Here is a 14,989-nt window from a genome sequence, read left to right on the forward strand (position 1 = left end):
TAATTTATTACAATTTACTAGAACTGTATACATCAAAGCAAATTGTAGTTAGAATATTTTCAAGGGCATTAATATAATTATTTTAACTAAAGGGGCATTTCCTAATATGATTTATACAATTACTTCTACTCTACCAAAAGAACATGGTGGTCGTACTAAGTCATTGTTACAAAGAATAGATCTACTCAAACAGCAATTAAACATCAATAATGTAATTTTGACGACAAACTATAATATTGAATATCCAGAAATCCAAAAAACGTTTATTGAAAATAGCATACTTGATCCGTCTATTACGCACGAAAACATCTATGATTGGTTATCTGGTTATCGTCTGTATGCCGTTAGACGGAGCCGTTTTAAATCAAAGCCAATCATAAATGAGACAGCTAGAGAAATCGAAGGACTGACTTCTAAAGTACCTAAGAAAGATAACGATATTGTGCGATACTATAATCAAGAACGCTATGTCCTTTACAGAAAATACTATGCACAATCAAACATCTTAGAATTAGAAGATTTTATGGATGATATCTCAAAGCGCCGTATTGAAAGACGTAAGTATAATCAGTACGGCTATATTCATCAAAAAATTGTCTATCATCCTAAGACTTTCGGTAAGCAAGTTGAAACATTTTATGATGGTTTAGGCTACCCATATTGCGTCAAATACTATACTTCAGATGAAAAACCTAAGCTAAGTCTCATCAAACTTGTTGATCAAGAAGGTCGACCTTATCGCTTTTTTGATAATGAAAAAGCATTATTTCGTTATTATTTTGAAAGTAAGTTCCAAGACGGTGACATTGTTTTCAATGATGCGCGTTTATTGGACAGACCTTTATTATTCAATAAAAAGAAGACTAAAAACATCCTCGTTTTCCATAATACGCATTTACAAAATGATGATACAAGCGTACTCAAATCTTATCAATTTGCATTAGAAAATAGTAACGCTGTATTCAAATATTTAATCCTTACAAATCACCAAAAAGAAGACATTCAAGCAAAATATGGCATTTCAAATGATAAATTCATAGTCATCCCTCACTCTATTGATCACACAGTTTCTAACAGCGTTGAACATGCACGTAAAGACTTTGTTTTTATCGGAAGATTTGGCGTACAGAAACAATTGCCCCATCTCATTCGTGCCTACAAATTATTTAAAGATAAGGGATACGAAGATAAACTCCATCTTTACGGTAAAGATGAAGATGGTCAGCTAAAAATGATTGAAGCTTTGATTAAAGAATTAAATTTAGAAAAAAGTGTCGAAATTAATGGCTTTACTTCAAATCCATTAGACGTATTTTCACGTTCTAAAGCTTCTTTACTGACAAGCCTGCATGAGGGATTTGGTCTTACAATTATGGAAAGTATCAAAACAGGATGTCCTGTCGTTTCATATGATGTGAAATATGGACCTAGAGAAATTATTGATCATGGGGCAAACGGTTATTTGGTCACACCACAAAATATAGAAGAATTTGCTTCTAGAATGGAAGATATTGTTAACCAACCATTACAAAATGTGCAGTTGACAAGTAGATTATACCAATCAACAGCCATTGAAAATTATAAAACCCTTTTTAATTCTCTTGGCTATACTTATAAAAAAAATATACATCAATCGCGTTAACTCACGATTAATTTATGCTCTTTCTAAAAAAGCGATGAAGAAGCAAGCCACTAAGCCCTTCTTCATCGCTTTTTATTATTTATTTTTTATACATTAACACTTAAACGTGGTACAAATGTTTCAAAGTGAACTTGATTTTGATCTACGCCTAAATCATCTAATGTTTTAATAATCGATTGTAAAAATGGTGTTCCCCCACATACATAAACTTCTGTTTCATCTGAAAGATATGTTTTAAGTTCATCTGCTTCTAAATAACCTTCTTTATCTTTAATATGAATATGAAGGTGTGCATGGGGCGATTTTGCTGTTAGCGCTTCTAATGTGTCTTTAAAAGCAACGTCATTTTCTGTCGCAGCGACATGAATCATTTGTGCTGTACCTTGTGATTCAATCACTTGTCGATACATGGAGACTAAAGGCGTCACACCTACGCCTGAACCGATAAACAATTGAGGCTTTTCAGAATGATGTACTTTAAATCCTCCCACCGGGGCAGATAATAAAATCGTATCTCCTTCTTTAAATTCTTCATGTAATACAGTCGAAACTTCACCCTCATGTGTATTACTCACTTCATGTCTTACCCCAAATGTCATGAAGTCTTTACCACCATCTACAATGGAATAGTGACGTTTTGCTCTATAAGGTAATCTTTCACTTTCAACATCTACTGTGATGTATTGTCCTGGTACAAACTGGCTTAAATCTTGTGTCTCTGAAGTCACTGTAAATGCTTTAATATTATGTGTTACTTGTTCAATATGCGTAATTTTAAAAGGTTTGAAGCCATCCCAAGCCATGTTTTCATAGATTTCTTTTTCTACTCCGATGAAAGCATCTGCAATCACGCCATAAGCTTTTGCCCAAGTTTGAATAACTGGATCATCTTCTTCTAATCCAACTATTTCTTGAATAGCAGCTAATAAATTTTCTCCTACAATCGGATAATGCTCAGGAAAAACTTGTAACGCACAATGTTTATAAGCGATTTCTTTAACAATAGGTAAAATCGGTGTGAAGTCCTCAATGTTCATCGCTGCTGCTAAGACAGATTGTGCAAGCGCTGTCGATTGAAATCCTTTCTTTTGGTTCGTTTGATTAAACATATTGCGCAATTCAGGGTGTTGGTTAAACATTCTATTATAGAAATTTGATGTGATTTCTGTTCCTCTCTCTTTTAAAATCGGTACAGTTTGCAAAATAATTCCTTTTTCTTCTTGTGTTAACATAAATCCTCACTCCTGTTTAATATTTGCATTGATTCCTTACTCAAACATTTGACTTATGTCAAAAGTAAATCAATCTTACACTTTGATACAGCCATTCTAGAAAAATATAACATATTCTCATTGATGATAATTAGGTCCATAGATGGATAGCAAAATTCTCTGAAAAATGTATAATACTTAATGTGAATACCATAACAGTTCAATGAACGGAGGGCTAAAATCTTATGAACAAACTACTTCAATCATTAACAGCTATCGGTGTATCAGCGACACTTGTCACACCACATCTTAATGCAGAGGCTACAACAAACACGATTCCCTCTTTTAAAGGTATAAAAGACTCGGTCATTCAAGTGGGCGAAAAATACAACCCTCTTGAAGGTGTGACCGCTTTTGATAAAGAAGACGGCGACTTAACTGATAAAATTAAAGTAAATGGTCATATCGATACATCTAAACAAGGTACATACGAACTTCAATACCAAGTTGCCGATTCAAACGGTGCCATTGAAACTTCTTCGAGAGTAATCAAAGTTGTAGATGCACCCTTAAAATAATATTTGTATCCATAGTTCCGAACAACGAAAAGTGATCATCAATACTTTTTCCTGATGTGAAATTTATTATGCACTAAAAATAATATTGATGCGCTATGCTATTCCCATAAAGAAGAGAGAGATAAAATAGACACTTAAAAACTGTATTTATAAATCTTTCTCTTTTTTTCATATCAACTACTTCGTATTTTAAACTTTTTTTCACAAATTTTAATTAGCACTTTCCCTACATCTATTCTTCAAATCCCCCTTTTTTAATTCCATAAAAAATAGCTCGAAAAGTTTGTGAAAAAATAAACATTACCTTTTTCTTAATTAAATCTTAATTAAATAAGTAGAAATAGAGACTTTTCACAAAATGTACACATAATTTTAATAATGCCCTGAAGCCCTATCATGCCTTGAATATCAAGGCTTTCATGTTTTTTCATTTATTGTTTTTTCAAAATGGCACTTGTAAATATCATATATTATTTTAAAATTAGTATAAGCCCTACAATTGTAGTATTAGGAGGTCAAAAAAAGTGTCAAAATTTAAGTCTTTGCTTCTAGCTTTCGGAACATTGTTTTTGCTTGCGGGCTGTTCTGATGTAGAAGTTCTAAACGCAAAAGGGCCAATGGCCAGCGACCAAAGGTTTTTGATTATTTATTCAATCATCTTTATGGTTGCCATTGTAGCTGTGGTACTTATCCTATTCGCGATATTTACGTTTAAGTATCGTTACAAAAACACAAGCGAATCAGGAAAAATGCACCACAACGTTATTCTTGAGACAGTATGGTTCATCATCCCTGTGATCATTTTAATTGCATTAATGATTCCAACTGTTAGAGCCTTATATGAATATGAGGAGCCACCTAAAGCTGAAGATGACCCAATCGTCATTTACGCAGTGAGTGGTGGATACAAATGGTTCTTTGCTTATCCGGATGAAAAAATTGAAACGGTTAACCACATTAAAATTCCTACTAACCGACCAATTACTTTCAAACTTCAAGCAATGGACACAATGACAAGTTTCTGGGTTCCTCAATTAGGTGGTCAAAAATATGCTATGACTGCCATGACAATGGAGTGGACTTACCAAGCTCACGAAGAAGGTACATATCGTGGACGTAACTCAAACTTTAACGGTGAAGGCTTCTCTCGTCACACATTTAACGTAGAAGCTGTGAGTCAAAGTGAATATGACAAATGGGTAAAAGAAGCGCAATCTGAGAAAAAAATTGATCAAGATACGTTTGATAAACAACTTTTACCTATCACTAAAAACAAAGAGCTTACTTTTAGTGGCACACATATGGCATTTGTGGATCCTGCTGCTGATCCAGAATACATTTTCTATGCTTATAAACGATTCAACTACGTACCAAAAGATCCAAACTTCTATGATGATACTAAAGGCGTACTAAGTGAACCGAATAAGCCAGCACGTAAACCACAAATTACAAATGCGAACTACGAACGACATGGTATGAAAGCTGCCATTCTGAAAAACGACGAGCCATATAGTCGTGCATTCATGAAAAATGAAAAGCATACTATGGACGAAATGGAATCAATGCATGAAGGTGCCAAAAATGCTGAGGCACATAAAGATCATAAAAGTGGAGGTGGACATTAATGTTGAACTTTCCGTGGAATGAGCTTTTAGTAAACGGTAACTGGATGATTACATTGGCTCAAATTGCAGCGCCGTTTCTTGTTATTGGTGTTGTTGCTGCCATTACTTACTTTAAGCTCTGGGGATATTTATATAAGGAATGGTTCATGTCAGTCGACCACAAAAAGATTGGTTTAATGTACTTAATCTGTGCTGTTTTAATGTTTGTACGTGGTGGTATTGATGCAATCCTATTACGTATTCAATTAACAGTACCAGATAACCCATTCTTAGAATCAAACCATTATAACGAAATTTTTACAACGCACGGTGTAATCATGATCATCTTCATGGCAATGCCACTTGTTATCGGTTTAATGAACATCATTATTCCATTACAAATTGGTGCACGTGACGTTGCATTCCCATTACTTAACAACATTAGTTTTTGGTTGTTTGTAGCAGGTATGCTTTTATTCAACCTTTCATTTATCGTCGGTGGTTCACCTGCAGCAGGTTGGACAAACTACGCACCACTTGCGGGTGAATTTAGTCCTGGACCAGGTGTAAACTACTACTTAATCGCGATTCAAATTTCAGGTATTGGTACTTTAGCAACAGGTATTAACTTCTTCGTTACTATTATTAAGCTAAAAACACCAAGTATGACATTTATGCAAATGCCAATGTTTGTTGTAACAACATTTATTACTATGTTAATTATTATCTTGGCATTCCCTGCATTAACAATCGCACTTGCGTTAATGACTGCTGATAGAATCTTTGACACTGCATTCTTTACAGTAGCCAATGGCGGTATGCCAATGCTATGGGCAAACTTCTTCTGGGTATGGGGGCACCCTGAGGTATACATCCTTGTCCTTCCGGCATTTGGTATTTATTCAGAAATTATTCCAACATTTGCACGTAAACGTTTATTCGGACACCAAAGTATGGTGTGGGCAACAGCTGGTATCGCATTCTTGAGTTTCTTAGTTTGGGTTCACCATTTCTACACAATGGGTAATGGTGCTTTAGTTAACTCATTCTTCTCAATTACAACAATGTTAATCGCTGTTCCTACAGGTGTGAAAATCTTTAACTGGTTATTCACATTGTATAAAGGCCGAATTACTTTTGAATCACCTATGCTATTCTCATTAGCATTTATCCCTAACTTTACAATTGGTGGGGTTACAGGTGTCATGCTTGCGATGGCATCCGCTGACTTCCAATACCACAACACATATTTCTTAGTGGCCCACTTCCACTACACAATTGTTGCTGGTGTTGTATTCGCATGTTTCGCAGCTATGATTTTCTGGTATCCAAAAGCAATGGGATACAAATTATTTGAGAAACCTAATAAATGGTTCTTCTGGATCTTTATGATTGGTTTCAACGTTACATTCTTACCACAATTCATTTTAGGTCTTGATGGTATGCCACGTCGTCTTTACACTTATATGCCTGAAGATCACTGGTTCTTATTGAACTTTATTTCTTCAATTGGTGCAGCGTTGATGTCTATCGGCTTCTTAATTTTCGTTGGTAACATCATCTACAGTCACATTAAAGCACCACGTGAAGCAACTGGCGATAACTGGGATGGTTTAGGACGTGGTTTAGAGTGGTCAACTGCTTCAGCAATTCCACCTAAATACAACTTTGCCATCACACCAGAGTGGGACGATCTTGATACATTTGTTGAAATGAAACGACAAGGTAGACACTATCTTGACAATCATAATTATAGTGACATTCACATGCCAAATAATACACACATTGGTTTCTGGATGGGTGTCTTGTTCTTCATCGGTGGTTTCTTCTTAGTATTCGAAACATTATTACCTGCGATTTTATCACTTGCTGGTATTTTCGGATTAATGATTTGGAGAAGTTTCCAAGAAGATCACGGTTATATTATTCCTGCAAGTGAAGTCGCTGAAACTGAAGCGCGCTTAAGAAAGGCACGTCAAAAAGAAAGGGAGGCTCTAAATCATGAGTAATAAGGTTGTCGATACTATTGATGCTCGTACACATGAAGGCGAAATAAATAAACTCGGTTTTTGGATCTTCCTTACAGCTGAATTTGCACTTTTTGGTACGCTTTTCGCAACACTATTAACCCTCCAACATGGTGGTAGTTATGGTGGCATGCTTACAACTGATTTGTTTGAATTACCACTTGTATTAATCATGACTTTCTTACTTTTAGCAAGTTCTTATACTTGCGGTATCGCGATTTATTACATGCGTAAAGAAAATAAGAATTTATTATTACTTTGGATGATTATTACAGTGTTACTAGGGATCGGATTTGTTGGATTCGAGATTTTCGAGTTCTCGCACTACGTTCATGAAGGTGCAACACCACAAACTGCTTCCTACTGGTCTAGTTTCTTTATTCTATTAGGAACGCACGGTGCCCACGTAACTTTAGGTATTTTCTGGATTATCTGCTTATTAATCCAAGTTGCAATGCGCGGGCTTAATAAATACAACGCACCAAAATTATTTATAGTAAGTTTATACTGGCACTTCTTAGATGTTGTTTGGATCTTCATCTTTACTGCCGTATATATGATAGGGATGGTGTATAGCGGATGAATACAATTGTTAAACATACGATAGGCTTTATTGCCTCAATCATTTTAACGTTACTTGCAGTTTTCGTGACTCTTTACACATCACTGTCTTTTAACGCCAAAGTTACTATTATTTTTGGTTTTGCATTTATCCAAGCGTTCTTACAACTCTTAATGTTCATGCACTTAACTGAAGGTAAAAATGGTCGTATTCAACTTGCAAAAGTACTCTTTGCGATTATCATTACTTTAGTTATTGTTATCGGAACATATTGGGTTATGCAAGGTGGTCACGGTCACCACATCTAAGCAATGCATAACGAAAGCACTAACACGCATGCGTGTTAGTGCTTTTTTACAATATTATTTTAAAGGAGCGACAATAGAGATGCCTATCCCTATTATTATTGATACAGACCCTGGTATCGATGATGCTGCGGCCATCAGCTTTGCACTTCATCATCCAGAAATCGATGTCAAATTGATTAACACGGTCCATGGTAATGTATCTATAGATAAAACAACACGAAATGCGTTAACACTCGTAGAATACTTCAATAAAGATGTCCCAGTCAGTCGTGGTCAAGCTGTCCCTTTAATTCAGCTTCCAATTTATGCAGAACATGTACACGGAGAAACGGGTATGGATGGCTTTGAATTTCCTCCTCTCACACGTACGGTAAAATCTGACAATGGGGTTGAAGTAATGAGATCCATCATTGTTGAAAGTCATTCCCCTATTACCTTAGTTCCAATTGGTCCTTTAACTAACATCGCATTATTGCTGAAGCATCATCCAGACATCAAACATCAAATCAAAGAAATTGTGTTAATGGGCGGCAGTGCTTCACGAGGAAATGTGACTGTAGCAGCTGAGTTTAATATTTATGCTGATCCAGAAGCTGCTCAAATTGTCTTTGATAGTGGTGTCCCTATCACCGTGATTGGTTTAGATGTTGTGCGCACAACGAATCTTCCTTTAGAAAAGTTGCCACAGATTCAAAATACGAATCAAACAGGCGCGATGCTTGTTGAGCTTTTCCGCCATTATAGAGGTGAAAACTTCCAACAAGGCTTGAATGTATATGATGCCTACACCATCATGTATTTAATCAATCCAGATTTATTTACACTACGTCCAGCTCATGTCGATGTTGAACTCAAAGGTGAACACACACGAGGTATGACCATTATGGATTTCCAACATTCTCAGCCGAATGCACAAATTGTGATGCAGATCCAATATGAAGATTTTCTAGACTGTTTCTTTTCATTATTATCCTATTGCCCTTAATATAACTTAGACGAAACGCCGAAATTCAGACGAGTGTGAATCCATAGCAAGCAATAACAATGATATAAAGAAAGCGCTAAGATGACTTTTTCAATCAAAGTCATCTTAGCGCTTATTTAGTCTAAAGATAAACAATATGGCTAGAATTGTACAAGCTTTCTAAGTGTAAATAAATCCTATTAGCCACTGTTCTTTTGTTTAAATTATAGTGAATCGTCTACACTGAATTGGACATATTCTATGAGAATAGATATTGTTAATTTAAGTAGGCTTAGATGCATTCCTAATCTAACCTCAATCATTTATTTTAATTGTCGTGATCTTGTTTAAGCACATCACCAGACTTCGCATCCAATGTGATTTCTTGTTCACCTTGCTTGCTTGATAATTCGATTTCATAAACAAATTGACCATCATCTTGGCTCAATTGCCATTGTTTTAAATCACCATCATATTTTTTCTGTGCTTTTTTAACAGCTTCTTTAAATGAAATCGCATCTTGATATTGGATTGCTTTTTCATTATCCATCTCGTGCTCTGTTTCTTGTTCTTTGTGTATGACTTTATTATCTTTATCTGATACTTTAATTTCTGCTTCTTTATTTCCTTTGAATAAGCCGATTTCATAAATCCATTCGCCATGGTCGTTTTTATATTCTATTTTTTTAACGTCCCCATCAAATGATTTTTGTGCAGTTTTAATAGCATCTTCTGGTTGAGTTTTCACTTTATTAACATTTTGAGTTGTCATATTTTGAGACGATGCGTTAGATTGATTGTCTGATTTTTGTTCAGTTTTCTGTGCATGTTCTTGATGATCATCGTGGTCGTCTTGATCATCATGACCACAAGCTGCTAGGACAACCCCTGTTGATAATAATAACGATAGTACTTTGAACCTCATTGTATAACCTCCAAATTTTTAACATAATATTTACTTAAACTTCACATTCCCTTTATACAGACTTTTATGCAGAAATGCTACAATTTATTGTTTCACATATCAAAAATCCGTCGTGAGGTGTAGTTGTCTATCGTAATTGCAATCGATTTTTTATAGCGCCTATAAAGCGTTGTGCTTTCTCTAAGTGGTTGTAAACATCTAATAACTTCGATTTTTCATTTTGCCAATTGTAAATGGCTTTGGCCTTTTTCGTATTCTCCTTACATTGCGCATAAAAAGACGGATCATCAATCATTTGATTAACAGCTTCTGCGATATGCTGAACGTTATGAGGGTCAATTGCAACGCCAATCTCATTTTCTACAATAACACGTTTAACTTCAGGAAAATCACACCCAATAACGGGGACATGCGCCATAATATATTCAAATAATTTATTTGAACTGGCTGAATAATGATTAAAACAAACATTTTGTAAAACTTGAAAACCAACGAAAGCTTCACGTGTAATACTTGGCAGTTCTTGAAATGGGACTTTATCTAAAAAATAAATCCGATCTCGTGCAGAGGATTGTTGCGCTTGTGTTTTCAACGTCCCTGTCAATTTACCGCCTCCGACAAAAACCAATACGCCCTCTTTAATTAAAGGCATCGCTTCAATTAATTTTTCAAGACCTCGACCTTGTTGAAGCCCCCCTTGGTAGAGTAATATTTTTTCATCTGGCTTTAAATTAAGCTTTTGATGTAAATTAATTTTAGGTTTTGTTTCAATATCATAAAGTTCTGAATAATTATAAAGTGTTTTCGGATAAAATCCGTAAATGTCTTCATTATATTTTGCTCTTGTATGATTTTCTACCATCATTTCATCAACAAATTGTAATAAAAATCTTTCAATACGCTTAATTAAATCAGGACGATACCCTGTACGATCTGATTGAACTTCGTGACTATCATAGATAAGGGGTTTAGGTTTGAGGCGCAACTTCGCACACACAATCCCTTGGGGTAATGTGTTCAAATCATTTGCATGATAAACATCTGGATTGAGGCGATAACCTTTAACAATCATTCTTAAAATAATCGCACTATTAATCACCCACTTGCGTAGCCAACGAGATTTCATTGCACCCATACTGATTAATAATAACGCTAAATAGCTGCTTAATAACATGTAATTCACATAAAACAAGCCGACTGCCACAACTGTACATACACCACCGACAGCAATTAAAAAGCGTTTGCCATGATCTGAATAAGCTTGCAATAGTGTGGGATAACGTTTTACGCGATGAACGCTAAAACGATCTGAAATCTTTTCATAAGGATGGATATTGGGATTTTTCGGATCATTAATCGCAATCAAATCAACCTGATAACCTGCATCTGCTAATGCGGTACATTCACGATGCACACGCGCATCATTTGTAAAGTGATTCCAAACGAACATACCTACTTTTTTCATCTGTAACGCCCTTTCTTATATCTTTTAAAATGTAATACAGTCTAAAATATTAAAAACCACCCATTTGCCATATAATTGCGATTAAAAATAAAATGAAACTACCACCTAAAGGTAAAAAGGTATGCCAATGTACAGGGGATAATTCTGACGCTTCAATTGAATCACTTCTCTGTTGTTGTAAGCCTAGCATTTTCTTTTTATAAGCAAGTTGTCCTTTTTTATCTCGTGCTTTAAAACCACGAATTAACGTATTATATCGCTTAACAACATGATTGACTTCGCCATATTCAATCATTTCTCCATAGTGAATCCAGATGGCTTTATCACATAAATTTTTAATTTGAGCTGCTGAATGAGATACAAAAAATATCGTTTTTCCTTGTTGTTGCAATTCTTTCATTTTAGCGATACATTTATTCGCAAACGTTTCATCTCCAACTGATAACGCTTCATCCACAATAAGAACATCTGGATTTGTATGAATTGCAATTGAAAAACCTAATCTTGCTTTCATCCCACTCGAATAACTTTTAATTGGCTGATAAATAAATTCATCGAGCTCAGAAAATTTTACGACATCATCGAATATTTGATTAATTTCTTTAGTAGACATGCCATGCATTAAACATTTATAACGTATATTCTCTTCACCTGTAAAATCATTTTTCAAGCCTGCTGAAATCGCAATGAGTGAAGCATTACCATTAATTGTTACTTTCCCTCTCGAAGGTTTTAATACTTCTGCGAGAATGTTTGATAAAGTAGATTTCCCTGAGCCATTTAATCCAATGAGTCCGACTGACGTCCCTTTTTCGACTTCAAATGAAATATCATAAAGCGCATAGTAGGGTTTAGGTTTGTAAAAATAACCAAATGAAAATAAAGAAATCATTTTACTGATTTTACTATTATTTAAGTCATATATTTTTGAGACATTTTCTACCTTTACTTTATAAGTCATGTTATCACCTGATTTAGATGTGAATTATTTCGTGCGTTTGCTTTAATTTCGCGAAAGCAATTCACGTAATCTTCAAAGTCTCCCATTCGTGTTTTAATAATCGATTGATCTTGATCCATTACACTTCCTTCTTCTGTAAATGCCCAAACCATATTACCGCTGCCTTTATAATCGCTAAGCTTCGAAGGAATATAAGGATTCAACTGTTTAATACCAATCGTATGTGCGTCAAAAATAAGTAAGCCATCGAATAACAAAGTAATATTTAAAAATTCAAAATAACCTACAAGCGGGTGTAAAATAATATATTCTTTAAAATCACTGTTTTTGTACATATTCAAGACATTACCTCTAATATTTGTAAAACAATGTATTCTAAAGTTTGTTTCCCCTTTAGATTCTAAATATTTGCATACCAATTCAATCTCGTTAAAACCTCTCGTAGCATAAAAATTACCAAAATAACCTAAGTTAATGTATTCAGTATCCACTTCATAAGTGGTCATCACTTTATAATAATCGTCTTTTCGAGGGATAGGATGTCTCGATATGACTGCGCGGTTTCTAATACTATCTTTAATATTGTCATCAAATCGCCCAATCATGTACTCCATTTGATTTTCATTCGTAAAAATTAATTCATCTGCATGAGATAAAGCAAGTAACTCACAAACATTAAAGACATTATCGTCAACTAATGGCACAAGTTCAGGTCTTAAGGATTTCTTAATTCGAGTTATATACTGTTCATCTTCAATGGGTGCATATCTTAAGTCACTTGTTACAGTCGTGTGCAATGGATCAGAAAATTCAGCTCGCCAAAAAATGTGCGGATGGTTAACTTTAATTTCATATCCTAAAAAATGAGATTGTGGAAACATGGCTCGAGAATAGAGGTGCTCGTAAGATTTTGGATTTTCCTCTAGCACTTTTAATCCTTCTTCGATAAATCCACTAATACTTCCCCAACTAGAAAAGGCTTGTTTAACATCAAGTAAGTAATGCGTGTCTACTAAATGTTCAGCTAGCGTATTCAACATAAAATCTTTGTCTCTAATACGTGACATGTTATTTGATATAATATCTACAATTTCTTCCTGATCTCGAATACGCTTCGCCATGACATTCCCACTCGTATCAATAAATGGTGGAAAACAATATGCCACCACTAATGTCTTGGCATGCCCTTTATTCAACAAATGATAATTAAAAGGTTGGATATGTTCCCTGATATAAATCATTAGTCGCGCATTGACTTCTGACGATTGCGTTTCCATAAAAGCTTTAAGTTTAACGATTAAATTATTCGCTTCAAAATGATAGGTAACATCAGTGAGGAGACTCTCTGAATAAATAGCTTGAATCGTTTTTAATGCTTGGTAAGCTTCTGCTACCGTTTCGATGTTCGTCTTTCGTTTTTGTGTTAAATTCGATACTCCTATTTTGCATTGTGACACACCTCTATACTCGCTACATCTTTCATTAATGTATGACTTTATAAAGCTATCAAGCGGATATTCTAAATAGATATTTTGTATCGCATGTGTCGGATAAAGCCATTCTGAACCGATTAAATAAATCATATCGCGTGATAATGTATGATTAGCAATAGGCAATGTACTGACCTTTTCCTCATGAAACAGCGTGATAAGAGCATGGCTGTATTCAACCTGTTTTATTGCAAATTCAAATGAAGCGTTAAGGTCATTTTCGAATAAATGACAAAAGATTTGTGATTGCTTTGGAATTGCCATCTCTTTAAACTTTAAAAGCTCTTCTTTTGATTTAAATATTAAAATCAATTGGTCATAGTGATTTTGAAGTTGTAGGAAGGTTTCCTGATCTAAGTGATTGTTTAAAAATAAGATATAGGAAATCCCCTTTTTTAACCTTTTGTTATTTTGAACATCACCACTATTAATCAATGATTTGACAAAAGAATGAGGCTTTCTTGCAATAGGTTTTTGCATTGCTTCTAATTGTTCCGGTGAATATTGTTCTGACGATGCATTCATTTTACAACCTCCCTCCAAAACCATTTCATACCTTTTTTAACATTTTTCTTGTTCACTTTTTTCTGATAAAAATTTGCCTTTTCTAGAAGGTCAATCAACCTTTCATGGTTTAAATAGATTTTTTTATATTTCCAAGCACTTCGTTTAAAGCGGTGTAATTCTCTAAATGCATACTGCATCCTTTTATGTTGCTTTATATATTCTGAGTACAAGTCTTGATAGTCATGCTCTAGCTGCGTTAAAGCATTTTTAAGTTGATGTTCATTCACTGTATTTCTGCCTATTTGTTGTTGGATCGCTAGCTTTAATTGTCCAATTAATTGCTGGTTATGTGTAGCGACTAGCGCCTGTGTCCCCTCATTTTCTATAAAATCTATAGATAGAATATGATGCTTGAAGTTGTAAATGTTAAGCATATACATTTCAGGCATCTGAGATAAGAGGCTAATGATTGTCGTTTCATTTGTCTCAAGGACGTGAAATATGCATTTAAATTTCAATACATGCGGTATATCAGCTAATAACGCTTTAAAATTTGCGATTGTGCGCGCATCTATTACTTCATAAAAATGGCAATGAATTTCCGTCACTTTTTCTAAAGCTGTGTTAAATTGCGTTTCATTTCTATGTGTCCAATCATTGTTCTTAAAATGAATTTCGAGTTTATGCGTATTTGTATTAAAATCCCAAGAAAAAATACACTTATTTTTAGACATCGCTATCCTCT

13 protein-coding genes are annotated in these 14,989 nt (G+C 34.7%); 7 read left to right on the forward strand and 6 right to left on the reverse strand.

Going from position 1 to position 14,989, the window contains the following annotated elements; genetic code table 11:
- Nucleotides 1-106 precede the first annotated feature (106 nt).
- Nucleotides 107-1,642 (forward strand): glycosyltransferase, encoded by a 1,536-nt coding sequence (locus C1H58_RS06390; protein WP_165545688.1) that lies wholly within the window; start codon nt 107-109, stop codon nt 1,640-1,642.
- A gap of 86 nt (nt 1,643-1,728) precedes the next feature.
- On the opposite strand, the gene C1H58_RS06395 is transcribed toward C1H58_RS06390, so the two are convergent.
- Nucleotides 1,729-2,874 (reverse strand): globin domain-containing protein, encoded by a 1,146-nt coding sequence (locus C1H58_RS06395; protein WP_165545689.1) that lies wholly within the window; start codon nt 2,872-2,874, stop codon nt 1,729-1,731.
- Nucleotides 2,875-3,098: 224 nt separating this feature from the next.
- On the opposite strand from C1H58_RS06395, the gene C1H58_RS06400 reads away from it, so the two are divergent.
- The 6 genes from C1H58_RS06400 to rihC all read left to right on the forward strand — a co-directional run bounded on the left by C1H58_RS06400 (nt 3,099) and on the right by rihC (nt 8,917).
- Nucleotides 3,099-3,431, forward strand: a complete 333-nt coding sequence (locus C1H58_RS06400; RefSeq protein ID WP_165545690.1) for an immunoglobulin-like domain-containing protein — start codon at nt 3,099-3,101, stop codon at nt 3,429-3,431.
- Nucleotides 3,432-3,955: 524 nt separating this feature from the next.
- Nucleotides 3,956-5,056 (forward strand): cytochrome aa3 quinol oxidase subunit II, encoded by a 1,101-nt coding sequence (qoxA, locus tag C1H58_RS06405; RefSeq protein WP_050331388.1) that lies wholly within the window; start codon nt 3,956-3,958, stop codon nt 5,054-5,056.
- A gap of 2 nt (nt 5,057-5,058) precedes the next feature.
- Nucleotides 5,059-7,044, forward strand: a complete 1,986-nt coding sequence (gene qoxB / locus C1H58_RS06410; protein WP_037559218.1) for a cytochrome aa3 quinol oxidase subunit I — start codon at nt 5,059-5,061, stop codon at nt 7,042-7,044.
- Nucleotides 7,037-7,645: a cytochrome aa3 quinol oxidase subunit III gene (gene qoxC, locus C1H58_RS06415; protein ID WP_050331390.1), complete on the forward strand. Its 609-nt coding sequence runs from the start codon at nt 7,037-7,039 to the stop codon at nt 7,643-7,645. The genes qoxB and qoxC overlap by 8 nt, the downstream gene beginning before the upstream one ends.
- Nucleotides 7,642-7,932 (forward strand): cytochrome aa3 quinol oxidase subunit IV, encoded by a 291-nt coding sequence (gene qoxD / locus C1H58_RS06420; protein ID WP_016424723.1) that lies wholly within the window; start codon nt 7,642-7,644, stop codon nt 7,930-7,932. Before qoxC ends, qoxD begins: the two co-directional genes overlap by 4 nt.
- Before the next feature lie 79 nt (nt 7,933-8,011).
- The gene (gene rihC / locus C1H58_RS06425) at nt 8,012-8,917 is read left to right on the forward strand and encodes a ribonucleoside hydrolase RihC (protein ID WP_165545691.1); all 906 of its coding nucleotides are present in this window, start codon (nt 8,012-8,014) and stop codon (nt 8,915-8,917) included.
- A gap of 307 nt (nt 8,918-9,224) precedes the next feature.
- Here rihC and C1H58_RS06430 read toward each other — a convergent pair whose 3' ends face one another.
- The 5 genes from C1H58_RS06430 to C1H58_RS06450 all read right to left on the reverse strand — a co-directional run bounded on the left by C1H58_RS06430 (nt 9,225) and on the right by C1H58_RS06450 (nt 14,978).
- On the reverse strand, nt 9,225-9,821 hold the full coding sequence (locus C1H58_RS06430) for a PepSY domain-containing protein (RefSeq protein WP_165545692.1): 597 nt from the start codon (nt 9,819-9,821) through the stop codon (nt 9,225-9,227).
- Between the two features lie 127 nt (nt 9,822-9,948).
- The gene (locus C1H58_RS06435; RefSeq protein WP_165545693.1) at nt 9,949-11,286 is read right to left on the reverse strand and encodes a glycosyltransferase; all 1,338 of its coding nucleotides are present in this window, start codon (nt 11,284-11,286) and stop codon (nt 9,949-9,951) included.
- Nucleotides 11,287-11,335: 49 nt separating this feature from the next.
- Nucleotides 11,336-12,247 (reverse strand): ABC transporter ATP-binding protein, encoded by a 912-nt coding sequence (locus tag C1H58_RS06440; protein WP_165545694.1) that lies wholly within the window; start codon nt 12,245-12,247, stop codon nt 11,336-11,338.
- Nucleotides 12,244-14,262 carry a hypothetical protein gene (locus C1H58_RS06445; protein ID WP_165545695.1) on the reverse strand — a complete coding sequence of 673 codons (2,019 nt, stop codon included), beginning with the start codon at nt 14,260-14,262 and terminating at the stop codon, nt 12,244-12,246. Before C1H58_RS06445 ends, C1H58_RS06440 begins: the two co-directional genes overlap by 4 nt.
- Nucleotides 14,259-14,978 carry a hypothetical protein gene (locus C1H58_RS06450; RefSeq protein ID WP_165545696.1) on the reverse strand — a complete coding sequence of 240 codons (720 nt, stop codon included), beginning with the start codon at nt 14,976-14,978 and terminating at the stop codon, nt 14,259-14,261. Before C1H58_RS06450 ends, C1H58_RS06445 begins: the two co-directional genes overlap by 4 nt.
- Nucleotides 14,979-14,989 lie beyond the last annotated feature (11 nt).

It is taken from the genome of Staphylococcus sp. 191, assembly GCF_011174885.1.
Lineage (GTDB): Bacteria > Bacillota > Bacilli > Staphylococcales > Staphylococcaceae > Staphylococcus > Staphylococcus coagulans.